The 26,957-nt window shown below is 67.8% G+C and carries 20 protein-coding genes; 7 read left to right on the top strand and 13 right to left on the bottom strand.

All coding sequences use genetic code 11. The annotated features are described in order from the left end of the window. Positions 1–27 precede the first annotated feature (27 nt). The 3 genes from ACSDHM_RS19950 to ACSDHM_RS19940 all read right to left on the bottom strand — a co-directional run bounded on the left by ACSDHM_RS19950 (position 28) and on the right by ACSDHM_RS19940 (position 4,820). A complete protein-coding gene (locus tag ACSDHM_RS19950) occupies positions 28–2,430 on the bottom strand; it encodes a ribonucleoside-diphosphate reductase subunit alpha (RefSeq protein ID WP_072167310.1) in 2,403 nt (800 codons plus the stop codon). Positions 2,431–3,054: 624 nt separating this feature from the next. After that, positions 3,055–4,152, bottom strand: a complete 1,098-nt coding sequence (gene zapE / locus ACSDHM_RS19945) for a cell division protein ZapE (protein ID WP_439426526.1) — start codon at positions 4,150–4,152, stop codon at positions 3,055–3,057. Next, complete coding sequence (locus ACSDHM_RS19940; RefSeq protein WP_088496854.1) at positions 4,149–4,820, bottom strand: alpha/beta hydrolase; 672 nt, start codon at positions 4,818–4,820, stop codon at positions 4,149–4,151. The genes zapE and ACSDHM_RS19940 overlap by 4 nt, the downstream gene beginning before the upstream one ends. Positions 4,821–4,863: 43 nt before the next feature. Between ACSDHM_RS19940 and ACSDHM_RS19935 the strand changes: the two genes are divergently transcribed. Then, a complete protein-coding gene (locus ACSDHM_RS19935; protein WP_439426525.1) occupies positions 4,864–5,721 on the top strand; it encodes an EamA family transporter in 858 nt (285 codons plus the stop codon). Between the two features lie 223 nt (positions 5,722–5,944). Here ACSDHM_RS19935 and ACSDHM_RS19930 read toward each other — a convergent pair whose 3' ends face one another. The 3 genes from ACSDHM_RS19930 to ACSDHM_RS19920 form a co-directional block, all read right to left on the bottom strand. Then, on the bottom strand, positions 5,945–7,390 hold the full coding sequence (locus tag ACSDHM_RS19930; RefSeq protein WP_088496131.1) for an ExeM/NucH family extracellular endonuclease: 1,446 nt from the start codon (positions 7,388–7,390) through the stop codon (positions 5,945–5,947). Between the two features lie 208 nt (positions 7,391–7,598). Next, positions 7,599–8,117 carry a c-type cytochrome gene (locus ACSDHM_RS19925; protein WP_005407662.1) on the bottom strand — a complete coding sequence of 173 codons (519 nt, stop codon included), beginning with the start codon at positions 8,115–8,117 and terminating at the stop codon, positions 7,599–7,601. A gap of 197 nt (positions 8,118–8,314) precedes the next feature. After that, on the bottom strand, positions 8,315–8,932 hold the full coding sequence (locus ACSDHM_RS19920) for a TetR/AcrR family transcriptional regulator (RefSeq protein WP_439426524.1): 618 nt from the start codon (positions 8,930–8,932) through the stop codon (positions 8,315–8,317). Positions 8,933–9,090: 158 nt separating this feature from the next. On the opposite strand from ACSDHM_RS19920, the gene ACSDHM_RS19915 reads away from it, so the two are divergent. Genes ACSDHM_RS19915 through ACSDHM_RS19905 form a run of 3 tightly spaced genes read left to right on the top strand, consistent with a single transcriptional unit; the run spans position 9,091 to position 13,884 of the window. Further along, on the top strand, positions 9,091–10,254 hold the full coding sequence (locus ACSDHM_RS19915) for an isovaleryl-CoA dehydrogenase (RefSeq protein ID WP_072167315.1): 1,164 nt from the start codon (positions 9,091–9,093) through the stop codon (positions 10,252–10,254). Positions 10,255–10,264: 10 nt separating this feature from the next. Then, positions 10,265–11,875 carry a carboxyl transferase domain-containing protein gene (locus ACSDHM_RS19910; protein ID WP_065196009.1) on the top strand — a complete coding sequence of 537 codons (1,611 nt, stop codon included), beginning with the start codon at positions 10,265–10,267 and terminating at the stop codon, positions 11,873–11,875. 26 nt (positions 11,876–11,901) lie between these two features. After that, complete coding sequence (locus tag ACSDHM_RS19905; RefSeq protein ID WP_088496133.1) at positions 11,902–13,884, top strand: acetyl-CoA carboxylase biotin carboxylase subunit; 1,983 nt, start codon at positions 11,902–11,904, stop codon at positions 13,882–13,884. 19 nt (positions 13,885–13,903) lie between these two features. On the opposite strand, the gene ACSDHM_RS19900 is transcribed toward ACSDHM_RS19905, so the two are convergent. Next, entirely contained in the window at positions 13,904–15,070 is a 1,167-nt protein-coding gene (locus ACSDHM_RS19900; RefSeq protein ID WP_005420721.1) for a putative peptide maturation dehydrogenase, read from the bottom strand. 138 nt (positions 15,071–15,208) lie between these two features. Between ACSDHM_RS19900 and ACSDHM_RS19895 the strand changes: the two genes are divergently transcribed. After that, a complete protein-coding gene (locus ACSDHM_RS19895) occupies positions 15,209–15,505 on the top strand; it encodes an NHLP-related RiPP peptide (protein ID WP_072167317.1) in 297 nt (98 codons plus the stop codon). 7 nt (positions 15,506–15,512) lie between these two features. Here ACSDHM_RS19895 and ACSDHM_RS19890 read toward each other — a convergent pair whose 3' ends face one another. The 4 genes from ACSDHM_RS19890 to aceB form a co-directional block, all read right to left on the bottom strand. Then, positions 15,513–18,005, bottom strand: coding sequence for a putative peptide modification system cyclase (locus tag ACSDHM_RS19890; protein ID WP_255299128.1), 2,493 nt, complete (start codon positions 18,003–18,005; stop codon positions 15,513–15,515). Between the two features lie 13 nt (positions 18,006–18,018). Continuing rightward, complete coding sequence (locus tag ACSDHM_RS19885) at positions 18,019–19,059, bottom strand: GGDEF domain-containing protein (RefSeq protein ID WP_061480263.1); 1,041 nt, start codon at positions 19,057–19,059, stop codon at positions 18,019–18,021. 435 nt (positions 19,060–19,494) lie between these two features. Continuing rightward, positions 19,495–20,796 (bottom strand): isocitrate lyase, encoded by a 1,302-nt coding sequence (gene aceA / locus ACSDHM_RS19880; protein ID WP_111201766.1) that lies wholly within the window; start codon positions 20,794–20,796, stop codon positions 19,495–19,497. Between the two features lie 64 nt (positions 20,797–20,860). After that, complete coding sequence (aceB, locus tag ACSDHM_RS19875; RefSeq protein WP_072167320.1) at positions 20,861–22,483, bottom strand: malate synthase A; 1,623 nt, start codon at positions 22,481–22,483, stop codon at positions 20,861–20,863. A 110-nt stretch (positions 22,484–22,593) separates the two neighbouring features. On the opposite strand from aceB, the gene ACSDHM_RS19870 reads away from it, so the two are divergent. Then, the gene (locus ACSDHM_RS19870) at positions 22,594–23,562 is read left to right on the top strand and encodes a LysR family transcriptional regulator (RefSeq protein ID WP_439426523.1); all 969 of its coding nucleotides are present in this window, start codon (positions 22,594–22,596) and stop codon (positions 23,560–23,562) included. A 316-nt stretch (positions 23,563–23,878) separates the two neighbouring features. Continuing rightward, complete coding sequence (locus ACSDHM_RS19865) at positions 23,879–24,787, top strand: LysR family transcriptional regulator (RefSeq protein WP_005420736.1); 909 nt, start codon at positions 23,879–23,881, stop codon at positions 24,785–24,787. A gap of 93 nt (positions 24,788–24,880) precedes the next feature. Here ACSDHM_RS19865 and ACSDHM_RS19860 read toward each other — a convergent pair whose 3' ends face one another. Then, positions 24,881–26,137, bottom strand: coding sequence for an MFS transporter (locus tag ACSDHM_RS19860; protein ID WP_439426522.1), 1,257 nt, complete (start codon positions 26,135–26,137; stop codon positions 24,881–24,883). A 124-nt stretch (positions 26,138–26,261) separates the two neighbouring features. Beyond that, positions 26,262–26,888, bottom strand: coding sequence for a signal peptidase I (gene lepB / locus ACSDHM_RS19855; protein WP_005420745.1), 627 nt, complete (start codon positions 26,886–26,888; stop codon positions 26,262–26,264). Positions 26,889–26,957 lie beyond the last annotated feature (69 nt).

Genomic DNA, 26,957 nt, shown 5'->3' with positions numbered 1-26,957 from the left:
AACGGTCGGCACCCACCGCGCGGCGTGTTACTGGCAGGCCTCGCAGGCTTCCGGGTTTTCCAGCGAGCAGGCGATGGCTTCGTCCGGGCTGAACACCTTGGCCGGTGCGGCGGCACTCACCGTCGTCTTGGCGATCTTGGTGGCCGGGCGCGAACGCAGGTAGTAGGTGGTCTTGATGCCCTGCTTCCAGGCGTACATGTACATGGAGGACATCGCGCCGATGTTCGGGCTTTCCATGAACAGGTTGAGCGAGGCCGACTGGTCGATGAAGGCGCCACGCTCGGCGGCCATGTCGATCAGCGAACGCATCGGCAGTTCCCACGCGGTGCGGTAGACCTCGCGCAGCGTTTCCGGGATCTGCGCCACGCCGGCGATCGAGCCTTCGGCCAGCTTGATGGCATCGCGCATTTCCGGCGTCCACAGGCCCAGCTTCTTCAGCTCGTTGACCAGGTAACGGTTGACCTGCAGGAAGTCACCGGACAGGGTCTCGCGCTTGAACAGGTTGGACACCTGCGGCTCGACGCACTCGTAGCAACCGGCGATCGAGGCGATGGTCGCGGTCGGCGCGATCGCGATCATCAGCGAGTTGCGCAGGCCGTGTTCCTTGATGCGCTCACGCAGGGCATCCCAGCGCGCAGTGTCTTCCGGCACCACGTTCCAGGCGTCGAACTGCAGTTCGCCACTGGCGGCACGGGTGTCGTTGAACGACGGGTGCTTGCCGCGTTCCTGGGCCAGCTCGCAGGAGGTTTCCAGCGCGTGGAAGTAGATCGCTTCGGCGATCTTCTTCGACAGCGCGCGGGCTTCGGCGCTGTCGAACGGCAGGCGCTTGCGGAAGAACACATCCTGCAGGCCCATGCAGCCCAGGCCGACCGGACGCCAGCGCAGGTTGGCGCGGCGGGCGGTTTCGATCGGGTAGAAGTTCAGGTCGATGACGCGGTCGAGCTGGCGCACGGCCAGGCGCACGGTCTCGGCCAGCTTGTCGAAGTCGAACTCGTTGTGCTCGTCGAAGTGGTTGCCCAGGTTGATCGAACCCAGGTTGCACACTGCGGTTTCATCGTTGGAAGTGACTTCCAGGATTTCCGTGCACAGGTTGGACAGGTGGATCACGTTGCCTGGACGCAGGGTCTGGTTGCTGGCGCGGTTGCACTTGTCCTTGAAGGTCATCCAGCCGTTGCCGGTCTCGGCCAGCGTACGCATCATGCGGGCGTACAGCTTGCGCGCGGGGATGGTGCGGCTGGCCTTGCCCTGGGCTTCGGCCTGCAGGTAGGCAGCCTCGAAGGCTTCGCCAAACAGGTCGGTGAACTCCGGCACGACGCGCGGATCGAACAGCGACCATTCCTGGTCGGCCTCGACGCGCTTCATGAACAGGTCCGGCACCCAGTTGGCCAGGTTCAGGTTGTGCGCACGGCGGGCTTCGTCACCGGTGTTGTCACGCAGTTCGAGGAAGTCCTCGATGTCGGCGTGCCAGGTTTCCAGGTACACGCAGGCTGCGCCCTTGCGCTTGCCGCCCTGGTTCACCGCGGCCACGGACGAATCCATGGTCTTCAGCCACGGCACGATGCCGTTGGAGTGGCCGTTGGTCGACTTGATCAGCGAGCCACGCGAACGCACGCGGGTGTAGCTGACGCCGATGCCGCCGGAGAACTTCGACAGCTGGGCGATGTCGCCGTACTTGGCATAGATCGACTCCAGCGAGTCCTGCGGCGAGTCCAGCAGGAAGCACGAGGACAGCTGCTCGTGGGTGGTGCCGGAGTTGAACAGGGTCGGGCTGGACGGCAGGTAGTCCAGGTTGCCCATGCGCTTGTACAGCGCCAGGGTCTCGGACACGTCCTCGCTCAGCGCGCTGGCGATGCGCAGGAAGAACTGCTGCGGGGTCTCGATTACCTTGCGGGTGTGCGGATGGCGCAGCAGGTAACGGTCGTACAGGGTACGCAGGCCGAAGTAATCGAAGTTCAGATCCAGCGAGATGTCGATGGCGTCGTTGAGCTTGCGTGCATTGGTCTGCACGAAGTTCAGCAGGCGGTCGTTGATCAGGCCGACTTCATGGCCACGGCTGACCGACTGCGAGAAGGCGTAGATTTCCTGGCCCGAGACTTCCTTGGCGATGTAGTTGGCCAGCAGGCGCGCAGCCAGGCGGCCGTATTCGGGCTCTTCACCGATCAGCAGGGCGGCGGTGCGGATGGACAGTTCGTCCAGCTCGCGGGTGGTGGCGCCGTTGTACAGGCCGGAAATGGTGCGGGTGGCCACGCGCATCGGGTCAACGGCGTGCAGGCCTTCGGAGGAACGCTGCACCGCGCGCACGATCTTGTTCAGGTCCACCAGCTCGGTGGTCCCGTTGCGCTTGGTCACACTCATCGCGTTGGCCGTCGGCGGCGACGTCAACAGGAATTCGCTTTCCTTCTCGATGGTGGCGCTGGATTCGGTGCTCACGGCGTATGTCCTCTTGGCGTGATTGGGGGTGCTCGATGCATCGGGGTGACGCAGCCCGGGACATGACGGCCCAGGATGGCAGTACGGCGTCGCAGGGGATGAGACCCTGCGCCTGCCACTGCCGTTGACGATCGCCAATGGAGACTGCGGCCAACCCCCAGCCGTGGGGTTGCGGCGACCGACGGCCACAAGATAGTGGGGGTAATGGGGTCCGTCAACGCCAAATGTAGTGAAATTCGGCAATCCCTTGCGCCGCAAGGATCGTGCCATCGGCGCCCTGATCAGACGCTTCAGACCTGCCGGAACGGGCTGCGCAGTCAAGCCCGAAAGGCGTCACTGCGGTGGCACAACGCACCGCGGAAACGGAACAATGACAGCTTCACATGACAGTGATGAAACTGGCTAGGGACAACCCTGTGGATAGGTGGTGGGCATCCGGTGGACGTCGGGATCACCCGCCGGGCAGCGACGCGAGGCCGCATGTGTCGGCCGGGCCGGAGGAGTGGCCGCAGGGAAACGCCGTTGCGCCCTCCCCCCGATCATTGCCGGCCAGCGGCCGGCACTACCGGAATTCCGGGGTGGTCGTGCCGGCCATTGGCCGGCAACGCACGCCCTCAGGCCCCCTCACGCCCGGTGCGGGGTGCCCAGGTACTCGGCGCTCTGCATCTCGATCAGGCGCGAGGCGGTGCGCTCGAACGCGCCCTGCAGGCGCTGGCCGGTGTACAGCTCGACCGGCGAGGTGCTGGCGGTGCAGACCAGGTTGACGTGGCGGTCGTACAACTCGTCGATCAGGTTGACGAAGCGGCGCGCGGCATCCTCGTTCAGGCGATCGAAGGCGGGAATGCCGCCCAGCAGCACCGTGTTGAACTCGTGCGCGATCTCGATGTAGTCCGAGGGCCCGCGCGGGCCCTCGCACAGCGCGGCGAAATCGAACCAGGCGATGCTCTTGCCGCGGCCGCGGACCGGAATCTTGCGGCCCTCGATCTCGATGTTGCCGGGCTTGGCCGGTTGGCCGCCGCTCAGTTCGCTCCAGCGCGTGGCCAACCAGTCGCTGTCGGCGGCCAAGGGGGCGCGGTACACCGGCGAGCGGGTCAGCGCGCGCATCCGGTAGTCCTCGGTGCCTTCTGCGTACAGCTCCACGCAGAAGCGCTGCAGCAGGCCGATGGCCGGCAGGAAGCTCTCACGCTGCAGGCCGTTGAGGTACAGGTTCTCCACTGCGGTGTTGGAGGTGGTGACCAGGGTCACGCCCTCGGCGAACAGGCGCTCCAGCAGCCGCGCCAGCAGCATCGCATCGCCGATGTCGGTGACGAAGAACTCGTCCAGCACCAGCACGCGCAGGTTGCTGCGCCATTCCTGGGCGATCTTCGCCAGCGGGTCGCTCTGGCCCTGGTGCTCGCGCAGGCGCTCATGGACGCTGCGCATGAAGCGGTGGAAATGCGTGCGGTACTTCTGCTTGATCGGCAGCCCGTCGTAGAACAGGTCGACCAGGAAGGTCTTGCCGCGGCCGACGCCGCCCCAGAAGTACAGGCCCTTCACCGGCTCGGGCTTCTTCCAGAACGCGGACAGGCGGTCCAGCCAACCGTCCTCGGCACTGTCCAGCAGGCCCAGGTGGATGCGGTCCAGCTCGGCCAGCGCTGCATGCTGGGCCGGGTCGTCCTGCCAGTCACCACGGGCGACCCCTTCCGCGTACCGCTGCGACGGGGTCAGCTCGGTTGCACTCATGCCGCCGCGCCCAGCCAGTGCTTCACGCCGTGGGTCAGCGCGCCGCGCAGGTCGATCAGCTTGCGGTGGAAGAAGTGGCTGGTCTCGGGCATGCGCACCAGCTCATGCGGGAACTCCAGCGTGTCCAGCCACTGGTAGACAGCCTGCGGGTCGACGATCTCGTCCTGCTCGCCCTGGATCACCAGCCAGCGCGCCGGCGGTACGATGCCATCGAAGTCCCAGCGGCCGGCCGGTGGCGCGATCGAGATCAGCGCCTCCGGCTGCAGCGCGGCAGCGGCCTTCAGCGAAACGAACGAACCGAAGCTGAAACCGGCCAGCCACAGCCGGTCGTGCGGGCGCTGGCTGCGCACCCAGGCGGCGACCGCCTTCAGGTCATCCTGCTCGCCCACGCCGCCATCGAAGGTACCGGCCGAAGCGCCGACGCTGCGGAAGTTGAAGCGCACCGTGGCGATGCCCAGCTCGCGCAGGGTGGTGGCGGTCATGGTGACCACCTTGTTGTGCAGGGTACCGCCTTCGGTGGACAGCGGATGGCAGACGATGGCCACGATCGGCTGCACCGGCGCGTCGGCCTTGGGCAGGTCGACGACCACTTCCAGCGGGCCGGCCGGGCCATCCAGTTGGAGACAGGCGGTTTCGCCGGGGGCGACGGGGAACGAGGGCTTGTGCATGGCACCATGATACCGTCCCCCGCCCCTGCCCTGTGCCCGCCCCATGCTCTACCTGTCTTTGGCCGTGATCTGCAGCGTGCTGGTTTCGGTGGTGTTGAAGGTGGCTGGACGCCGCCAGCTGGATGTCGCGCAGATGGTCACCTGGAACTATCTGGTGGCGGCAACGCTCACCGCCGCGGTGCTGCAGCCGCCGCTGGATGCGCTGCGCGCGCCACATGCCCCGTGGCTGTCCTTGCTGGCGCTGGCGGTGGTGCTGCCCTCGATCTTCCTGGTGCTGGGCCGCGCGGTGGCGGTGGCCGGCATCGTGCGCAGCGATGTGGCACAGCGCCTGTCGCTGCTGCTGTCACTGGCTGCCGCCTTCCTGTTCTTCGGCCAGACCGCGACGCCGTGGAAACTTGCCGGGCTCGGCCTGGGCCTGCTGGCGATGGTGGCGATCAGCCTGCGCCCGCGTGGCCCGGCGGTGGCGTCCTCGCCCGGCGGCTGGGGCTGGCTGCTGGGGGTATGGGCCGGGTTTGCGGTGGTGGACGTGCTGCTCAAGCAGGTGGCGCTGTCGGGCACGCCGTCGATGGCGGCGGTGCTGGCCAGCTTCAGCGTAGCCTTCGTGCTGATGCTGGCCCTGCAGCTGTGGCGGCATGCGCGTGGCCGCAGCCGGCTGGCCTGGCGAAACCTGGGCGCAGGCGCGCTGCTGGGCCTGCTCAATGGCGGCAACATCCTGTTCTATGTGCATGCGCACCAGTCGATGCCGGACAACCCGGCCACCGTGTTCGCAGGCATGAACATCGGCGTGGTGGTGCTGGGTGCACTCATGGGCGTGTTTGCCTTCGGCGAGGCCACCACGAAGTGGAACCGTGCCGGTTTGGCGCTGGCGGTGCTGGCGATCGGCTTGATCGCCTGGGGGTGAGCATTGGTCGCGGCGTGCCATTTCCGCGCCCGCGGAGGGATGTCACTTTTCTTTTCGCGCGAAAAGAAAAGTGACCAAAAGAAACGCGCCGCCAGCCGCGAGCCGGTGCTGTGCACCGGTACCCTGCGATGCTCGGCTCGCTTGAAGGCGGAATGGAAGATAAAAAGCAACAGCAGGATCCGTGCCGATCAAGGTCGCTCCCAGAGCAGATCCCCGGCGAACCCTATCTGTCGAAGCCCAGCAGCAGCGGGTCGTGGTCGGAGCTGCGCCACGGGCCCTGCACGTTGCGGCCCTGGTAACCGCTGGCGTCCTGCTCATCGGCGTTGCTGTGCCATTCGGCGGCGCCGCGCAGGCGCCTGGCCATGCCCGGGCTCAGCAGCGCGTGGTCGAGGCGGCCGGTGTAGCCGTTGTAGACGTAGCTGTAGGGATGCTCGGCCTTGGCGACCTTGAACGCGTCCTGCCAGCCCAGGTCGTGCAGGGTGCGGATCGGATCTTCCATCGCGTAGGCATTGAAATCGCCGAGCAGTACCGCGTCCTTTGTACCGGTACCGGTCGGATCCGTCTGCAGCCAGGCATGCAGCTGCTGCGCCGAGGCCACGCGGGTGGCGTTCCAGCAGCCCTGGTTGTCGTTGCGATCGGCGTCGGCGCCGCTTGCGTCGCGGCAGCCCTTCGACTTGAAGTGATTGGCCACCACAACGAACGGCGCGCCCTGCTTGCCCTGGAAGGCCTGCGCCAGCGGCACGCGGCTGTGCTCGACGAACGGGCCGCCGGTCAACGTGGCCGGCGTGCCGACCGGCTGCAGGCGTGAGCTGCGGTAGATGATGCCGACCCGGATCGGGTTGTCGCCGGGGCCGTTGCCGGCATCGACGAAGCGCCAGTCGCCCTGCGCACCGCGGTCACGGTTGAGCGCATCGACCAGTTCGGCGATGGCCGACTGCGGGCCGTAGCCGTCGTTCTCCAGCTCCATCAGCGCGGCGACGTCGGCGCCCAGCGCGTTGACCGTGGCGACCAGCTTGGCCACCTGCGCCTTGTGCTCGTCCAGCGTGCGGGCGCCGCGCAGGGTCGGGAAGCCGCCGCCCTGGCCGTCACCGTTGAAGAAGTTCTCCAGGTTGAAGGCCGCCACGTGCAGGCTGCCCGGCACCGTCGGCACTGCCGGGCGCTTGAGTTCCGGCAGTTTCAGCACACCTTCGACCTGCAGGCGCGGATGGCCCTGCGCGTCCATGCGCACGATGCCCTGCACGTCACGCAGCTGCATGCCGGTGCGCAGCACCGGGCTGCCCGGCAGGTACGCCACGCTGGCGGGGTCTCGGGCATCACGGCCATCTTCCAGCACCAGGCGGCGGCGCTGGTTGTCGGCCATCACCTGCTCATAGCCGGCAGTACCCGGCGCGGCCACTTCGGTCGGCTGCCAGAGGCGACCATCGAAGGCTACGGTGAGCTGGCCGAAGCGCTCCAGGCCGTCGGTACCGGCCAGGGTCAGCGGTGCGGCAATGCGCACCCGCTGGCCATCCAGCGCGCGCCAGTCGGCCGGCGCGGCGGTCAGCACCACGGTGGCGCTGCTGCGCGCGGCGGAGGGTGGCGCGACCGGTGCGGCCTGCGGCTGGGCCTGGGCAAAGGCGCCGGCCGGCAGCAGCAGGGACAGGGCAAGGGCGAGGGAACGGCGGCGCATCAACGGGCGACTCCATGGAAGAGGCGCACAGACTAACCCTGAAATGCGAAACGCCGCCTGCGCAGCGGGGGCATATGAGCGATCAGGCCTCGGTGGGCAAAGCCGGGGGATCGTAGAGCCGAGCCCATGCTCGGCTGCACCTGGCCACACCGCGCGCAGAGCAGCCGAGCGCGGGCTCGGCTCTACAGGAAGCGGCGCGTTGCGGCGGCTATTTCAGGTTGCCCAGCATCCAGTCCACGGTGGCGTGGATCTGCTCCTCGGTCAGGGCCGGGTTGCCGCCCTTGGGCGGCATGATGCCGCCGTCGGGGCCGGTATAGCCCTCGATGGCATGCTTGTAGAGCGTGTCCTTGCCCTGCGCGATGCGCTTGTCCCAGTGCGAATGGTCCAGCGTCGGTGCCATGCCCACGCCGGTGGTGTGGCAGGCGGTGCACAGGTTGTCGAAGATCACCTTGCCATCCTTGGTGCCGCCGTAGGCCACCTGCGACGCGGCCTTGGCCAGCGCGGCGGCCTTGGCGGCAGCCTGCGCGGCGGCGCCGGTGCTGCCGGCATAGACTGCACCGGTGGGCGAGATGCGCTGTTCGGTGCGTTTGGCCGCGGTCGGCGACACCTCGGGCGGAATCCGGGTGTGGATGTAGGCGGCAAGGAGAATGAGGCCGAGGGTGATGGTCGCCAGCAGCGCGATCACCATGGAGAAGCGTTTCAGGAACTCCAGATCGTAATTCCGCACTCTTCGTTACCCCTGGCTGATAGTCGTTGGACCACGGCTGAGCGACTGCGTGATGGGCCGAGTATAGAACGCACTTTGCGTGCGACAACAGGCGTCACTGCTGATGCGGCGCAGCATGCCCACCCGGTAGTGCCGGCCGCTGGCCGGCATCACCCTCCTGCCAGATGGATCGTGCAGAAGCCGGCCAGCGGCCGGCGCTACCGGATTGCCGGGGCGCCGATCGCGCGCAGGCAGAAGCTGCAGATCGCATCCACCAGCGCCTCTTCGTCGCGGTGCGCTTCGCGGCTGGGTGCGGTCGGGCCGACCATCGCTTCGGTGAAGGCACCCACCAGGCAGGCGGCGGCCACATGCGCGTCCTGCGCAGGCAGCTCACCGGCCGCCACGCCCTCCTCCACCAGCCGCAGGAACACGTCGCCGAAGGCGCGACGACCGCGCATGCGCTCGGCTTCCACATCCGGGTCGACCGGTTCGACGATGAAGGCGTGCGCGAGCCCCGGCCCGGCCAGGGCACGGCGGACGAAGGCGGTGATCGCCAGCCGCAGCCGCTCGCTGGCCGCCTCCGGGCCACTGGCGATCCGCTCCATGATCGCGACCTCGTGGGCCACGGCGGCATTGAGGACTTCCACGAACAGCTCCGCCTTGGACGGGAAATGCCGGTAGATCAGGCCGGTGGACACCCCCGCCTGGGTTGCCACGGCCGTCACCGGGGCATTGCGCCAGCCGCCAGTGGCGACCAGCTCGCGGGTGGCCAGCAGGATCCGTTCACGGGCGCCCGCCAGGCGTTCTTCCATCAATGCAGAGCGTTTATAGGCCATGTTCTGATTCTATTTTCAATTTTTGAATTCGTATTCACTTCTTACCCGAACCCCGCTACGCTGGGGCCATCGCCCGTGTAGGTGACGGTCCTGCAGACCGCCGCCCACTCCCCCGCCGGGTGCGTCCATTCCTGCCATCCCGCCGTGGAGCCACCACAATGCACGTGCCATCCCTGAACTTCGATCTTGGCGAAGACATCGACCTGCTGCGCCAGAGCGTGGCCCATTTTGCCGCCGCCGAGGTCGCGCCGCTGGCCGCCGAGGCCGATGCCAGCAACCAGTTCCCGCTGGCCCTGTGGCCGAAGCTGGGCGAACAGGGGCTGCTGGGCCTCACCGTGGAAGAAGCATACGGTGGCACCGGCATGGGCTACCTGGCCCATGTGGTGGCGATGGAAGAGATCTCGCGCGCTTCCGGCGGCATCGGCCTGTCCTATGGCGCGCACTCCAACCTGTGCGTGAACCAGCTGCGCAAGAACGGCAACGAGGAACAGAAGCAGCGCTTCCTGCCCGACCTGTGCAGCGGCGCCAGGGTGGGCGCGCTGGCGATGAGCGAACCGGGCGCCGGTTCGGACGTGGTGTCGATGAAGCTGCGCGCGGACAAGCGCGGCGACCGCTACGTGCTCAACGGCAACAAGATGTGGATCACCAACGGCCCGGATGCCGACGTGCTGGTGGTCTACGCCAAGACCGACATGGAGGCCGGCGCCAAGGGCATCACCGCGTTCCTGGTCGAGAAGGGCATGAAGGGCTTTTCCACCGCGCAGAAGCTGGACAAGCTGGGCATGCGTTCTTCGCCCACCTGCGAGCTGGTGTTCCAGGATTGCGAGATTCCTGAAGAGAACGTGCTGGGCCAGGTTGGCGGTGGCGTGCGCGTGCTGATGTCCGGCCTGGACTACGAGCGCGTGGTGCTGTCCGGTGGCCCGCTGGGCCTGATGGCCGCGGCCATGGACGTGGTGATGCCGTATGTGCACGAGCGCCACCAGTTCGGCGAGCCGATCGGCAGCTTCCAGCTGATCCAGGCCAAGATCGCCGACATGTACGTGGGCCTGGGTGCCTGCCGCGCGTATGTCTATGCCGTGGCACGCGCCTGCGACCAGGGCCGCACCACCCGCCAGGACGCCGCCGGTGCCATCCTGTACGCCGCCGAGAAGGCCACCTGGCTGACTGGCCAGGCGATCCAGATCCTGGGCGGCAACGGCTACATCAACGAATACCCGACCGGCCGCTTGTGGCGCGATGCCAAGCTGTATGAGATCGGCGCCGGCACGTCCGAGATCCGCCGCATGCTGATCGGCCGCGAACTGTTCCAGCGCACCCTGTAAGGCCACTGCGATGACCGTATTGAGCACCCAGCTGCAACCAGGCAGCGAAACGTTTGAAAGCAACCGCGCGGCCATGCAGGCCGTGGTCGACGACCTGCATGCCACCCTCGCCCGCACCGCACTGGGTGGCAGCGAAGCCGCACGCGCCAAGCACACCGCGCGCGGCAAGCTGCTGGTGCGCGACCGCATCGACGCCCTGCTCGACCCGGGCAGCGCGTTCCTGGAAATCGCGCCGCTGGCCGCGCACGGCATGTACGAAGACACCGTGCCGGCCGCTGGCGTAGTGGCCGGCATCGGCCGCGTCAGTGGCGTGGAATGCGTGATCGTGGCCAACGATGCCACGGTCAAGGGCGGCACCTACTACCCGATGACGGTGAAGAAGCACCTGCGCGCGCAGGAGATCGCCGAGCAGAACCACCTGCCGTGCATCTACCTGGTCGATTCCGGTGGTGCGTTCCTGCCGCTGCAGGACGAAGTCTTTCCCGACCGCGACCATTTCGGCCGCATCTTCTACAACCAGGCCAACCTGTCGGCGCAGGGCATTCCGCAGATCGCCTGCGTGATGGGCAGCTGCACCGCTGGTGGTGCCTATGTGCCAGCGATGAGCGACGAGACGGTGATCGTGCGCGAGCAGGGCACGATCTTCCTCGGCGGCCCGCCGCTGGTGAAGGCGGCCACCGGCGAAGTGGTGACGGCCGAGGAACTGGGCGGCGCCGATGTGCACACGCGCATCTCCGGCGTGGCTGACCACATGGCCGACAACGACCTGCAGGCACTGGCACGGGTGCGCGCGATCATCGCCCAGCTCAACTGGCGCAAGCCGGAACCGGCGATGGCGGTGCAGGCGCCCGAGGAACCGCTGCTGCCGGCACACGAACTGTACGGGGTGATCCCGGCCGATACGCGCAAGCCCTACGACGTACGCGAAGTGATCGCGCGGCTGGTCGATGGCTCACGCTTCGATGAATTCAAGCCGCGCTACGGCGCAACGCTGGTCACCGGCTTCGCCCATCTGAACGGCTACCCGATCGGCATCATCGCCAACAACGGCATCCTGTTCTCCGAGTCGGCACTGAAGGGCGCGCACTTCATCGAGCTGTGCACCCAGCGCAACATCCCGCTGGTGTTCCTGCAGAACATCACCGGCTTCATGGTCGGTCGAAAGTACGAACAGGGTGGTATCGCCAAGGACGGGGCCAAGCTGGTGATGGCGGTGGCCTGCGCCAGGGTACCCAAGTTCACCGTGGTGATCGGTGGCTCGTTCGGTGCCGGCAACTACGGCATGTGCGGCCGTGCATACTCGCCGAACTTCCTGTGGATGTGGCCGAACGCGCGCATCGGCGTGATGGGTGGCGAACAGGCCGCCAGCGTGCTAGCCACGGTCAAGCGCGATGGCATCGAGGCCAAGGGCGGCCAGTGGCCGGCAGCGGAGGAAGACGCGTTCAAGGCACCGATCCGCGATCAGTTCGAGCAGCAGGGCCACCCGTACTACGCCAGCGCACGCCTGTGGGACGACGGCGTGATCGATCCGGCCGACACCCGCCGGGTGCTGGCGCTGGCGCTGTCGGCCAGCCTCAACGCCGCCCCGCAGCAGACGCGCTTCGGCGTGTTCCGCATGTAACCCGTGCCATGACCGAGCCTGTTGCCATGTTCACCAAAGTCCTGATCGCCAACCGCGGCGAAATCGCCTGCCGCGTCATCGCCACCTGCCGCCGCCTCGGCATCGCCACCGTGGCGGTGTATTCCGATGCCGACCGCAACGCACGCCACGTACGCCTGGCCGACGAGGCCATCCACATCGGCCCGGCCGCCGCGCGTGAGAGCTACCTGCGCGGCGACGCCCTGCTCGACGCCGCACGCCTGACCGGCGCGCAGGCGATCCACCCCGGTTACGGCTTCCTGTCCGAGAATGCCGACTTCGCCGATGCCTGCGCCGCCGCCGGCGTCACCTTCATCGGGCCGCCGGCCAGCGCGATCCGCGCGATGGGTGACAAGAGCGCGGCCAAGGCGTTGATGGCCAAGGCCGGTGTGCCACTGACGCCGGGCTACCACGGCGACCAGCAGGAGCCGACGTTCCTGCGCGCGCAGGCCGATGCCATCGGCTACCCGGTACTGATCAAGGCCAGCGCCGGTGGCGGTGGCAAGGGCATGCGCAAGGTCGAACGCAGCGAGGACTTCGTCGATGCACTGGCCAGCTGCCAGCGCGAGGCCGCCTCGGCATTCGGCAACGACCATGTGCTGGTCGAGAAGTACGTCGAGCGCCCGCGCCATATCGAGATCCAGGTGTTCGGCGACAGCCACGGTGATGCGGTCTACCTGTTCGAGCGCGATTGCTCGGTGCAGCGCCGCCACCAGAAGGTGCTGGAAGAAGCGCCCGCCCCGGGCATGAGCCCCGAACGTCGTGCGGCGATGGGCAAGGCCGCGGTCGATGCCGCGCGCGCGGTGGGCTACGTCGGCGCCGGAACGGTGGAGTTCATCGCCGGCCCGGACGGCGATTTCTACTTCATGGAGATGAACACCCGCCTGCAGGTCGAGCACCCGGTGACCGAGTACATCACCGGCACCGACCTGGTGGAGTGGCAGCTGCGCGTAGCCTCGGGCCAGCCACTGCCGCTGCGCCAGGAGCAGCTGGCGATCCACGGCCACGCCATCGAGGCGCGGCTGTATGCCGAAGACGCCGACCGTGGTTTCCTGCCGTCCACCGGCCTCCTGCGCCGCCTGCGCCTGCCGGCGCCGTCGACTCATGTGCGCGTGGATACCGGTGTCGAGGAAGGCGACAGCATCACGCCGTACTACGATCCCATGATTGCCAAGCTGATCGTCTGGGACGTGGGCCGCGACGCCGCACTGCGCCGCATGAGCCAGGCCCTGGCCGACTGCCAGGTGGTGGGCGTGACCACCAATGCCGGTTTCCTGCGCCGCCTGGTGAACACCGATTCGTTTACCCACGCCAAGCTGGATACCGCGCTGATCGAGCGCGAGCAGGCCGCATTGGGCCAGGTGGGTGACAGCGATGATGCGCTGTGGCTGCTGGCGGCGGTGGCCGCCGTGGCCACTACTGCAGGTGCAGCCAGCGACGCGCGCGACCCGCATTCGCCGTGGCAGGCGCAGGACGGCTGGCGCCTTGGCGCGCCCGCGCCGCGCGTGCTGCCGCTGCAGCAGGGCGAATGCCGGCACACGCTGAAGGTGTGGGCGCAGGCCGATGGCTGGCGCGTGCAGTGCGATGACGCAGCACCCGTGCAGGTGATCGGCACCGCCGATGTGCGGGGGCTGGCGGTGCAGCTGGGCGGGCGCCGCTGGACACTGCAGCTGCTGCGCGACGGTGACCAGCTGTACCTGTTCGGCACCGACGGCCAGCACCGTTTCACCCTGCATGATCCGGTGAGCGAATCGGACCACGCCGTGGCCGATGCCGGCAGCCTGCTGGCACCGATGCCCGGGAAGATCGTGGCCACGCTGGTCGCCGCCGGTACCGAGGTCAAGCGCGGCACGCCGCTGGTGGTGTTGGAAGCGATGAAGATGGAGCACACCCTGCAGGCGCCGGCCGACGGCACGGTGAAGGGCTACCGCGCCAAGGCCGGTGACCAGGTCAACGACGGCGCGGTGCTGGTGGACTTCGAAGCGGCGTGAACGCCGGGGCGACGGTCGCTCAGCGGTCGTCGCCCGCCGTCACCCGACCAGCGGGATCGAATTCGGCCGTGTCCAGTGTGGCACTGCGCCAGCCCAGGCCGCAGATGGCCATCGCGCTCTGGCCGATGCCATCGAAGCCGAAGGCACGATCGACATCGGCATCGTTGATGGCTGCGGTGACGAAGGCGGCCAGGCCGCGCTCGGTCGCGCACAGGTACAGCAGCTGCGAGATGTGACCGACATCCAGCGTCACCGCACGGTGCGCCTTGGCGTGGTTGCGGTACTTCCAGAAGCAGCGGTCATAGCGCGGCGCCAGCACCAGCAGCGCCGGCGCATCGGCGAACCACGCCTGCCCGGACAGCATCCGCCGCGCCAGCGCCGGCAGTGCCTGCGGCGGTGGCGAGGGCAGCGGCAGCACGGCGTGCTGCACCGGGTGGTAGTGGTACAGGCCCGGTGCCAGTCCTTCCACGTTCTGCACCAGCAGGAAGCCTTCGGTGGGATGCAGGCCGCCACCGGAAGGCACGTTCTTCTTCAGGAACTCGGTATCGCGCTCGACCTTCTGCACCGCGTGCGCCATCAGCGTGCGCTGCAGCACCTGGGCCAGCAACGGCAGCGGCAACGCGCGCTGCGGGTCGAAATTGCGGCAGGTGGTGCGGCGCGCCAGCAGTGCGTCGAACGCGGCCTCTTCGCTGCGCGGCAGCGGCTGGTAGTCGCCCTGCATGGGCTGCACCACCGGCGGTGGCGGCCCGAGGCGCTGGCGCAGGCCGGCAGCGGTGTCCAACCCCTGCCGGCGCATGTCCTCCACGCTGTCCACGGCCTGCCAGCGTGCATGGCGATGGGCCAGTGCAGCCAGCGGCCACCACTGGCTGCGCCGCAGCGCCTCGTCGCGCAGCTGGTGCCCCACCTCGCTCGGCGGGTCGGTCAGCAGCAGGCCCTGCTCGACCAGGCGGGCCAGCATCGCCGGGGAGGCATCGGCGGGCGGTTCGCTCCAGCGGTGCGCGCTGAGCTCGCCCAGCAGCTGGCGCTCCTCGGCGTCCACCGGCAGCGGCTGGTCCAGATGCGCGGCCAGCGCCACCCAGCTGATCTGGCTGTCCATCTCGGCGTGGCCGGCCAGCATCGCGCGCAGGTCCAGGGTGACCGCCTCGCGGGGCTCGAACATCAGGCTGGCGCAGCGGCGCAGGCGCATCGGTTTCCTTCCTTCTGCCGCACAACCGGCATAGCAGCAACGACCGCGGCGCGGCCAACTTTAGCGATGTGCACAGCGCGGCCCTCAATGGCAGGCTGTCGCGGCCGATACGAGAAACTCCACTTACGGACGATCCCCATGAGCACCCATCCCCGCCTTTCCGCCGCAGACGCCAGCCTCCTGCTGGACCACCTGATCGGCAGCGACGACTTCCGCAGCCACTTCACCGCGTCGCCGGCCAAGGCCCTGGCCTCGATCGGGCTGGACGGTGCCGTTGGCGAGAACGACTGCATGAAGATCGGCACCCTGGCCTCGGTCGAAGAGCTGAGCCAGGTGCGTGACGGGCTGCAGGCCCACCTGTCCGGGTCGGTGGCGGCCATGACCGTGGTGTTCTGCTTCGAAGCCGGCAAGGTCGGCGAGCGCATCGACGGTTGACCCGCCATCAGGGCGCGCCGGCCGTGGCCGGCGATGCCCACATGGACACGTCATGCACGTTCAGTGGTTGCCAGACCTGCATGGCGGTGACCTCGGCAATGGCCTGGCCGCGATGCTGGGACAGCCAGGCCTGCTCGCGGCGTACCGCGGCTTCATTGCCCTGTGCGCGCAGCGCGAGCAGCAGCACGACGTGTGCCTGCACCGGCTCGCTGCCATCGAGCATCGGCTCGATCAGCGCGCGGGCTGCATCGGGCCGCTGCATCTGCAGTTCGTCCATGGCGCTGACGATGCGCAGCCAGCGGTCCGCGACCGGACTGCGCAGGCTGCGCAGCAGGGGCCGCTGCTCGTCCAGCCAGCGCCTGGCCAGTTCGAACTGGCCCTGCCGCTGCGCCAGGTGGACCAGTGCCAGCCATTGCAGGCCACGGGCATGCAGCATGGGATCATCACGCTCCTGCAGCATCGGCTGCAGCAGCGCCGCAATGGCCTGCAGCCCGGCACGGTCAGCGCTCGGGCACAGCGCCGCCACGCTGGCGTGCTGCAGGCGCTGCTGCACCTGCAGGTCGATCAGCGTCGGCGCCGCTGCATCTTCGCGTATCGCCTGCTGCATGGCCGCGCAATCGCGCTGCGCGGCCGCCAGCAACAACTGCGCACGCAGCTTCATCCGCTGCTGCAGGGCATCGCTGCCATGGATCTGCGGTAACAGCTTCGCTGCCTTGGCGTACTGCCCCTGGGCCACCAGCACATCCACACCGGTCTCATCGGCGTCATCACGGCCGCGCAGGACCTGCGCCTGGGCCAGCGTTTCGGCAGCGAGCTGCGGTTGGTTGGCAGCGATCTGTATCCGCACCAGGTGGACCAACGGATACAGCCGCAGCGGATCCTGCGGTACTGCGGCCGCACGCGCATAGGGTTCCGCCTCGCTGAACTGGTTGGCCTGCAGCAGGTACCAGGAGGTGTTGGACAGCCCCGCGAACGAATCCGGATAGACCTTGGCCAGCGTGCGCCATTGCTCCAGCGCCCAGCCACCCGGCTCCAGCTCGGCCATCCAGGCCTTCAGGTACAGCCGCTCGCGTGGCGGCAGCCGATCCTGCAGGTCCAGCGCATGCTGCATGGCTTCGCGTGCACGCCGCCCTTCCTCGACGCGCGCATGCAGTTTGGCCACGCCCATGTAGGCCAGGGCGAAACCAGGATCGATATCGATCGCCGCCTGGTACAGGTTGCGCGCCTCCTCGAAGCGACGCTGGCCCAGTGCACTTTCCGCCAGCGCGAACGCACGCAGTGCGCGAAGGTCCTGGGTCGATGCCCGCGGCAGCGGCAACGACTGTTCCAGGCTCGCCACCGATTCGCCCAGTCCGCGACGCAGGCGCCCGACCACGTCGTCCACCGCGAACACCATCTGGTCGGATCGATCCACGGTGGCGGTGAACGTCTGGATCACCTGGCCGCTGCCGGGTGCGGCGACATCGATGGCCAGCTCGTAGCCACCGATCTTCTGCCGCACCGTCGGCAGCAGCACGGCGCGCGCGCCTTCCCGCACCGCCACGTTGGCCGCGGTATCGCGGCTGAGCCGGGTATCGCCCGAGAGCCGCGCCATTTCCAGGCTTTCGCGGATCTTGCCCTCCGACAGCACGTTCACGTAGCGCGATTGCTCCAGCGCGATCCGGATCGCGTGCCGCATCGAGTCGTCGAAGATCGGGTCGCCGGTGAGGTTGTCGACATCACCGAGCACCACCCAGTCGCGCTCGGCGAACGCGATCGCCGGTTCCGGCCGCAGCAGCAGCCAGCCGCCCAGCACCGCCACCGCCAGCACCAGGCCTTCGGCGGCCAGCACCAGCGGCTGCCGCCACAACGGCAGGTCGCGGCGGGCCTTGGCATTGGCACGCGGCATGCGCAGCGGTGCGGAGCCGATCTCGCCCACTTCGATCACTTCCTGTACCACCGGCACGCCCTTGAAGCGCCAGCGCCCGTGCGACTTCCACAACAGGCGCGTGCCGCGCTCGCCCAACGCATCGGTGGCACGGCGGGTCAGCGATTCGGCTACCGCCGACAACAGGATCTGGCCGGGCCGGGCCAGCATCATCAGGCGCGCCGCCATCGGCTTGGCCAGGCCTTCCACTTCCATCGACTTGGCGCCGGCGCGGACTGCCTCGGCACTGTTTTCCCAGGTCAGCACGTCGCCCACATGCAGGCCAGCACGCGCGCGCAGTTCAATCGCACGCTGCTGGCCCAGCGCATGCAGTTCACGCTGGTAGTCCAGGGCGAAGCCCAGGGCATCGATGGCGCGCTCGAACAGCATGAACAGGCCGTCCGAACGATCGATCAGCTGGCCATTCCAGCGGTGCTGCAGCACCAGCACCAGGCGGTCGTGTTCCTGGAACAGGCTCGCCGCCGCCACGTCGCCGATCCGCTCGACCAGCTGCAGCGAATCACACAGATCAGTGAACAGCAGGGCGCGTAGCTGTGGGCTATGCGGGGCTGACGTTCCGTTGTCGCCATTCATCGCCTGCATCTCCCTATTGGCCGTCCGGATCATCCACCCAGCGCAGGCAGTTGCCGCCATCACGCTTGGCCCGGTACAGCGCCCGATCGGCGCTGGCATACCACTCACTCCAGCCCGCGTCGGCATCCAGCAGGCTGGCTCCGATGCTGACCAGGCTTACATGCGGCGTGCCGTGACTGCGCTCGAGCAGGCCGTGCACCGCGCTGAGGATGAACTCGGCAGCGTGCTGCACGATCTCGCGGTTGCCACGGCGCAGCATCAGGCAGAACTCATCGCCGCCAAGCCGGCAGGCCAGATCCTGCTCGCCAGCCATCGAGCGCAGGATGTTGCCCATGCTCTGCAGCACGCGGTCGCCGGCCTGGTGGCCGTGGCGGTCGTTGATCTGCTTGAAGCGGTCGCAGTCGATCAGCAGCAGCGCCTGTGGCGGCCCCTCGGCACGCTCGCGGCACTCCTGCAGGTACAGGGTGAGGCCACGGCGGTTGTGCAGGCCGGTCAGTTCATCGGTACGCACCAGCTCGCGGGTGTGGGTCAGCTGGTGGGTGGTGATGTAGAGGTTGTCCAGCGCGGTTTCCAGATCGTGGTTGCGCCGGCGCAGCTGGCTGATCAGGGCCTGTTCGTTGGCCAGCACGCGCATGATCGTGCGGCGCAGGAAATAGGCCACCAGGCCCGGATTGGATTCGACCAGCCGGTGGAAATCAGCCGGCCCCAGTTCCAGCACATCGCAGTCGACCAGCGCGCGCGCGCTCGCGCTGCGCAGGTGGTCGCCGACCAGCAGGCCCAGTTCTCCGAAGAACTCGTGCTGCCCGAGTGTCTTGATCACCAGGTCCTCGCCGAAGTCCAGTTCGATCTGGCCTTCGAGGATCACATACATGCGCTCGCCGCGGTGACCACGCTGGAACAGCCACTGTCCGGCACGGAGCTTGCATGCGCGGGCGAATCTGGCAAACAATGCCACCTCGGCATCTGACAACAGCGCGTGCACGATCTCGGCCATCGCCACCCGGGCGATACCTGTCGTCACATCACTGTTCTCGGCCGCACCCCTGCCGGTCATTCCCTGCACCCGCCGCCAGCGTCCCCTGGTGAGCCGCGGAGCATAGCACCGCTTTAAAGTGTGCGCCCTATCTCATTTTGACCGCTCTGCCGATCTTGATTGATGTGAAGATCGGTGGTGGCCCGTTCTGGTCACGGGCGCCCGGGCAAAACCCCTGCTGGATCAATTCGATGCCGGGTTTCACAGGGTTTCGGCCAAGTTGCCGGAACCCGGGGTGCGCCTGATTGACGCTGCCCGCTGGCTGCCCCTTGCATCGATACAACAACGCCGGCAGGTCCCCCGACCGGCCGGCGTTGCCTGGCCCTTCCCTGGCCACCCTGATCGGATTTCCAGGGCCCGGTAGAGCCGGCCGCTGGCCGGCTGCCACGCAGCGCCCGGAGCATCCCGTGATTGCCGGCCAGCGGCCGGCACTACCGGATCACGCCGCGCACCGGATCACGCCGCGCGTTCGCTGCGCCCGCCGTGGAACTGCTCTTCCTCGGTCGAGCCGGTCAGCGCGGTGGTCGACGACTGGCCCTGCTGGATCGCCTGGGTCACCGCATCGAAATAGCCGGTACCGACCTCACGCTGGTGCTTGACCGCAGTGAAACCGCGCTCGGCCGCTTCGAACTCGGCTTCCTGCAGTTCCACGAACGCACTCATCTGGCGGCGTGCGTAGCCGTGGGCCAGATTGAACATGCCGTAGTTCAACGCATGGAACCCTGCCAGGGTGATGAACTGGAACTTGTAGCCGTAGCTGCCCAGTTCGCGCTGGAACTTGGCAATGGTGGCGTCGTCCAGGTTCTTCTTCCAGTTGAAGCTGGGCGAGCAGTTGTAGGCCAGCAGCTTGCCGGGGAACTTCGCATGGATCGCCTCGGCGAATTTCCGTGCAAATTCCAGGTCCGGCTTGCCGGTCTCGCACCACACCAGGTCGGCGTAGGGCGCATAGGCCAGGCCGCGGCTGATCGCCTGGTCCAGGCCGTTGCGGGTCTTGTAGAAGCCTTCGACGGTACGCTCACCGGTGGTGAACGGCTTGTCGTTGCCGTCGATGTCACTGGTCAGCAGATCCGCAGCTTCGGCATCGGTGCGCGCGACCAGCAGGGTCGGCACGCCCATCACGTCGGCGGCCAGGCGTGCGGCGTTGAGCTTCTCGATCGCCTCGCGGGTCGGCACCAGCACCTTGCCGCCCATGTGCCCGCACTTCTTCACCGAGGCCAGCTGGTCCTCGAAGTGCACGCCGGCGGCGCCGGCCTCGATCATCGCCTTCATCAGTTCAAAGGCGTTGAGTACGCCGCCGAAGCCGGCCTCGGCATCGGCCACGATCGGCTGCAGGAAGTCGATGTCATCCTTGCCTTCGGCGTGATGCAGCTGGTCGGCGCGCAGCAGCGTGTTGTTGATGCGCTTGACCACCGCCGGCACCGAATCAGCCGGGTACAGCGACTGGTCCGGATACATCTGCCCGGCCAGGTTGGCGTCGGCCGCCACCTGCCAACCGGACAGGTAGATCGCCTTCAGGCCGGCCTTGACCTGCTGCATGGCCTGATTGCCGGTCAGTGCACCCAGCGCGTTGACGAACTCGCGCTCGTGCAGTGACGCCCACAGCTTCTCGGCGCCCAGGCGGGCCAGCGAATGCTCGATGTGGACGGTGCCGCGCAGGCGCACCACGTCGGCAGCGCTGTAGTTGCGCTGGATGCCTTCCCAACGCGGGTGGGTATCCCAGTCGTGCTGGATCTGTTCGGCAGTGGGCAGCTTGCTCATGTCTTTCTCCAGTTCGGTTCGTGCGTGCGGCGGGGAGGGAAACGGCGGCAGACGCGGGCGGCAGTCAGTCGATGCGCGCGTAGGCCGGCAGGGTCAGGAAATCGGTCAGTTCGTCGCTGCGGCTCAATTCGCCGAGCAGGGCGATGGCCTCGCTGATGCGTGCGCCACCAGGCAGCGCGGCGGTATCGCCCAGCCGTGCCGGCAGCTGCGCCAAGGTGGAATCCAGCAGGGCCTGGTCGATCGCGGTGCCATCGTCCAGCTGCTGGCCGGGCGTATGCAGCCACTGCCACAACTGGCTGCGGCTGATCTCGGCGGTGGCCGCGTCCTCCATCAGGTGATGGATCGGCACACAGCCGTTGCCATCCAGCCACGCCGCCAGGTAACGCACGCAGACTTCCACGTTGCCTTCGAAGCCGGCACGGGTGATGGTGCCCGGCGGCCGCGCGATCAGTTCATCGCGGCCGACGCGCACGTCCTGGCGCAGCACGCTGTGCTGGTTCGCACCGGGCATGTGTTCGTCGAAGATCGCCATCGCCACCGGAATCAGCGCCGGATGCGCGACCCAGGTGCCGTCGTGGCCGGCGCTGACTTCACGCAGCTTGTCGGCGCGCACGCGGGCCATGGCCTGTTCGTTGGCGGCGGCATCGTTGTTGATCGGAATCTGCGCGGCCATGCCGCCCATCGCATGCGCACCGCGGCGGTGGCAGGTCTGGATCAGCAGTTCCGAATAGGCCTTCAGGAACGGCTGGGTCATGGTCACCTGGCCACGTTCGGGCAGCACGCGGTCGGCGTGGCGGCGGAAGGTCTTCAGGTACGAGAAGATGTAGTCCCAGCGCCCGCAGTTCAGGCCGACGATGCGATCACGCAGCGCGTGCAGGATCTCGTCCATCTCGAACACCGCCGGCAGCGTTTCGATCAGCACGGTCACCTTGATCTGGCCGTGCGGCAGGCCGAGCATGCCCTCGATATGGGAGAGCGCGGTCTCCCACAGCGCCGCCTCTTCCATGCTCTGCAGCTTGGGCAGGTAGAAGTACGGGCCACGATCCTTCGCCTGCAGGGTGCGGGCGTTGTGGAAGGCGAACACCGCTGCGTCGAACAGGCCACCGGCGAGGAACTGGCCGTCGATGCGCACGTGCTTCTCGTCCAGGTGCCAGCCACGCGGGCGAACGATCAGCACCGCCTGTTCGTCGTACGGGCGCAGCGTGTAGTGCTTGCCATTGGCGGCGGTGTATTCCAGATCGCCGCGCACCGCCGCAGCCAGCGACTGCTGCCCGGCCAGCAGATTGCGCCAGGTCGGCGAGGTCGAATCCTCGAAGTCGGCCATGAACACCTTGGCGCCCGAGTTCAGCGCGTTGATGACCATCTTCGGGTCGGTCGGGCCGGTGATCTCGACGCGGCGGTCCTGCAGCGCGGCCGGCAGCGGCGCAACGCGCCAGTCGCCGCTGCGGATCGCGGTGGTGTCTTCACGGAAGTCCGGCAGGCCGCCCTGGTCGAAGAACGCCTGGCGCTCGCGGCGGGCCTGCAGCCGTGCCTGCCGGCCCGGTTCCACCGCGCGGTGCAGCGACACCAGCAGGGCCAGCAGCGGCGCCGGCAGCACGGTGTCCTGGCCGGCCACGCGGGTCGCCAGGGCGATGCCGGGGGTGGCCTTGGTGGCGGGGGTGGGAACGGCGGAAGCGACGGCGGACATGGGGCGACTCCAGCGGTGGGGGAACGTCTCCACGGTGCCGCCGGGCCTCAGTATTTGGCAAAACAGTTTTTGCAATGTTTTACATAAGTTGTGCTAATACTCGTTACACGATGAGCACACGCACCGCGCCAAGTCCGCGTTTTTCCTACAAATCCGACCGGCTGAAGCCGCTGCGCGCGTTCTGCCAGACCGTGCGCCTGGGCTCGGTCTCACGGGCGGCTGAGGCACTTTTCGTCAGCCAGCCGGCCATCAGCCTGCAGTTGCAGGCGTTGGAACGGGAGCTGGGGGTGCCATTGTTCGAGCGCAGCGGGCGGCGCCTGGTGCCCAGCCGCGAGGGCCAGCTGCTGTACGAGATGGCACAGCCGCTGGTGGAGAACCTGGACGGGCTGGAGGCGCGCTTCCGCGACAAGGTGCGCGGCCTGGACGCGGGCGAGCTCAACATCGCCGCCAACAGTTCGACCATCCTGTACCTGCTGCCGAAGATCGTCGAACGCTTCCGCCTGCACCATCCGGACGTGCGCCTGACCCTGCACAACGCGATCAGCGCCGACGGCACCGACCTGCTGCGCGAGGATGCCGCCGACCTGGCGATCGGTTCGATGACCGATGTGCCGGCCGACCTGACCTACGCCCCGGCCTACCGCTTCGAGCAGGTGCTGATCGCACCGCACAATCATCCGCTGGCCAAGGGCGGCGAGCTGGAGCTGGCCGATATTGCGCGCTATCCGCTGGTGCTGCCGCCGAAGCGGCAGATCACCTACCGGCTGGTGGACCAAGTGTTCCAGCGCCACCGCATCGCCTACACCGTGGCGCTGGAGGTGGGGGGCTGGGAAGTGATCAAGCAGTACGTGGCGATGGGCATGGGCATTTCCATCGTGCCGGCGCTGTGCCTGAACGAGGCCGACCACGAGCGGCTGGCGGCGCGATCGATGAAGCGCTGGTTCCCCGAGCGCAGCTACGGGGTGATCGTGCGCCGGGGCAAGGCGTTGTCGGCGCAGGCGCGGGCGTTCATCGAGCTGATCCAGCCGGAGTTGTTCAGTCCGCGCGATTACGACCAGAGCGGGCATTCGGAGCGGTGAGGGGTGTTCGGCAGGGCTGCGCCCTGCACCTGCAGAGGCCGAAGCAACAGCAACGGCGACAGCGGGCTTTCCGTGGGATGGCGGGGTGGGTCCGGTTACGGGGAACGCCGTAAATCCGTCCATGGAGGCTCGGTCGCGCCATCCATGGCGCTCACGCCCCCGCAACCGGACCCACCCCGCCTTCGACCGTTTTCTGCGAACTGTGGGAAATGCTCCCCATGGTGGGTGCCGACCGTTGGTCGGCACGGGGTCGGATCCCGTTGCTGCGCAACGGGCTCTGACCCCATTTCCGGCTGACGATGAATAAACTGCACCCATGTCCATCGAACTCCGTCACCTGCGCTACTTCCTCGCTGTTGCCGATACGCTGCACTTCGGCCAGGCGGCGGAGCGGCTGGGCATGTCACAGCCGCCGCTCAGCCAACAGATCCGCCAGCTGGAAGAACTGATTGACGCGCGCCTGTTCGTGCGCAGCCATCGCCGCGTGCAGCTGACGCCTGCGGGCGAACTGCTGCAGGAACGTGCACGCGCCATCGTACAGCAGGTGGAAACGGCCGTGGACGAGGTGCAGCGTGCACAACGTGGTGAGCAGGGTGAACTGCACATCGGTCTGACTCGCGCCACGCCGCTGTCGCCGCAGATTCCGCGTTCGATCCTGCGCTACCGTCAGCAGTACCCGCAGGTGCGGCTGCAGCTGAGCGAGATGAACACGCTGCAGCAGATCGATGCGCTGCTCGACGGTTCACTGGACGTGGGCATCATCCGCAAGCGCGCGCTGCCGCCGGAACTGGTGGCGCACAGCCTGTTCGTCGACCCGCTTGCGCTGATCGTGCACGCCGACCACCCTGCCCTGCGCAGGCTGTCGAAGCAGGGCACGCTGTCGCTGCGCGACTTCGCGCAGGAGCCGTTCGTAGCGTTCCGCCGCAGCGCCGGCGCGGGCATCCACGACCACATGATCGCGTTGTGCGCGGCGGCGGGCTTCACGCCGCGCATCGTGCAGGAAGCCGGTGAAGCATCGACCTTGATCAGCCTGGCCGCTGCGGGCCTGGGTGCGGCGATCCTGCCGTCGTCATGCGATCACATACGCGTGGAAGGATCGCGCTTCGTGGCACTGGCCGATGCTGGCGCGCATTCGGAAGTGCAGCTGGCCTGGCACCGCGAACGGGTAACGCCGCTGATCCGCAATTTCGCCACGCTGCTGCGTGAGGCGTTCGCCGAAGGGTGAAGCGCAACCCACCCGGGTAGTGCCGGCCGCTGGCCGGCAACCCCACAGGGGCCGGCATGCCGGCCAGCGGCCGGCACTACTGTACAGTTTGGTTCACGCCGTCACCGGCTGCGGCGCGCGCTGCTGCAGTGCCCAGACGATACCGCCGCCGACCAGCGTCAGCACGGCCGCGAACGCGCACACGCCAAGCCAGTCCCAGGCCGCATAGGCCAGGCCACCGACCCCGCCCAGCACGCTGGATCCCAGGTAGTAGGCGAACAGGTACATCGCCGAGGCTTCGGCGCGCATCGTACCGGCGCGGCTGCCAACCCAGCTGCTGGCCACCGAGTGGCCGCCGAAGAAGCCGAACGTGACCAGCGCGATACCCAGTGCCATCGCACTCAGCCACGGCATTGCCAGCAGTGCGATGCCGGCGCCGATCAACGCGAACGAGATCGACAGGATGCGGCCGCGCCCGTAGCGCGTTGCCTGCTGGCCCATCCACGCCGAACTGAAGGTGCCCACCAGATAGACGCTGAAGATCAGGCCGACCACGGTCTGGCTGAGGTGGTACGGTGGCGCCAGCAGGTGGTAGCCCAGGTAGTTGTAGAGGGTGACGAACACGCCCATCAGCACGAACGAGGTGGCGAACAGCCACGGCAGGCCCGGGTCGGCGAACAGCAGGCGCCAGCGCGACGGCAACCGGCGCAGGCCGTCACGACGGGGATGGAAGTGGCGCGACGGCGGCAGCTGCAGCCACAACAGCACGGTACTGGCGATGGCGATGATCGAGACCACGCCGATACCCCAGCGCCAGCCCCAGTGGTCGGCGATGATGCCGGCCAGCAGGCGTCCGCTCATGCCACCGATGGCATTGCCGCCGATGTACAGGCCCATCGCCAGGCCCAGCGCGCGGCTGTCCATTTCCTCGACCAGGTAGGTCATCGCCACCGCCGGCACGCCGCTCAGCGCCAGGCCGAGCAGCGTGCGCAATACCAGCAGCGTGGTCCAGTCATCCACCAGCGCCGAGCTCAGCGACAGCATGGCCGAGGCCAGCAACGCGACGATCATCAACGGGCGGCGGCCGACCGCGTCGGACAGCAACCCGGCCAGCAGCATCGCTACGGCCAGGGTACCGGTGGTCAGCGACAACGACATCGCGCTGCCGGCGGCGGACACGCCGAAGTGACGGCTGAACTCAGGCAGCAGCGGCTGCACCGTGTACAGCAGGCCGAAGGTGGAAAAGCCGGCCAGGAACAGCGCCAGCGCGGTGCGACGAAAGGCCGGTGTGCCCTGCTGGATGCGGGTCTCGGCGCTGGAGTCGACAGTGGGGGGGCGGCGTTCGACGGCCGCCGCGGTTTCGCCAGTCATGGGATCGATGGGCCGGTGGGGGCGGCCAAGCGTGGGAGGGAACGGGCCTCAGACTAGGCCCGTCTATCCAGTCGATCCATAACCTGATAGGTCATGATTGATATACGAGAAGTATCAATTCAGCTTACAGGCGCTGCCACTCGAAGCCGTCGCCCCGGCGGTAGTACACCGCCACCGCGCGGCCGTAGAGCTTGTCGGCGTCGACGAAGCCGAAGAAGCGGCCATCGAAGCTGTTGCCGCGGTGGTCACCCAGCACCAGCACCTTGCCAGCCGGCACCACCAGGTCGGCGATGTCCGGACCGCCGCCCATGTCCAGATCAAGGCGGGCACGTCGCTCGCCGAAGGCTTCCACGTCCTGCAGGTCGGCCATCTGCAGCGGCTGCCCGTTGATGCTCAGATGGCCTTCGCGCATCTGCACATGGTCACCGGCCACCGCCGCCACGCGCTTGATCAGGCGGGTGCCGTCGGCCGGTGAGTCGAAGACCGCCACCTCGCCACGCTGCGGGGTGCCGGTCGCCATCAGTTCCGTGTTGGTGAATGGCAGGCGCAGACCGTAGGCGCGCATGTCCACCACCACCCGGTCGCCGGGCTGCAGGGTCGGCTGCATCGAACCACTCGGCACCACGTAATGGTTGGCCAGGGTATCGCGGGCGGCGGCGAGCAGGCCGAGCATCACCAGCAGCGGCAATGCTTCCTTCTTCAGCCAGGCCACGGCGCGTTGGGAAAAGGGGGGACGGGCAACAGCATCCATGACAGGCTCCGGTTGGGTGGTGGCTGCATCAGACCACATCCGGGCGCAAGAGGTTCCCGCGCCGCGCTC

Origin of the sequence: Stenotrophomonas sp. T8 (assembly GCF_051853085.1) — a bacterium.
GTDB lineage: Bacteria > Pseudomonadota > Gammaproteobacteria > Xanthomonadales > Xanthomonadaceae > Stenotrophomonas > Stenotrophomonas sepilia.
This window is presented reverse-complemented; position numbering and strand designations above follow the sequence as displayed.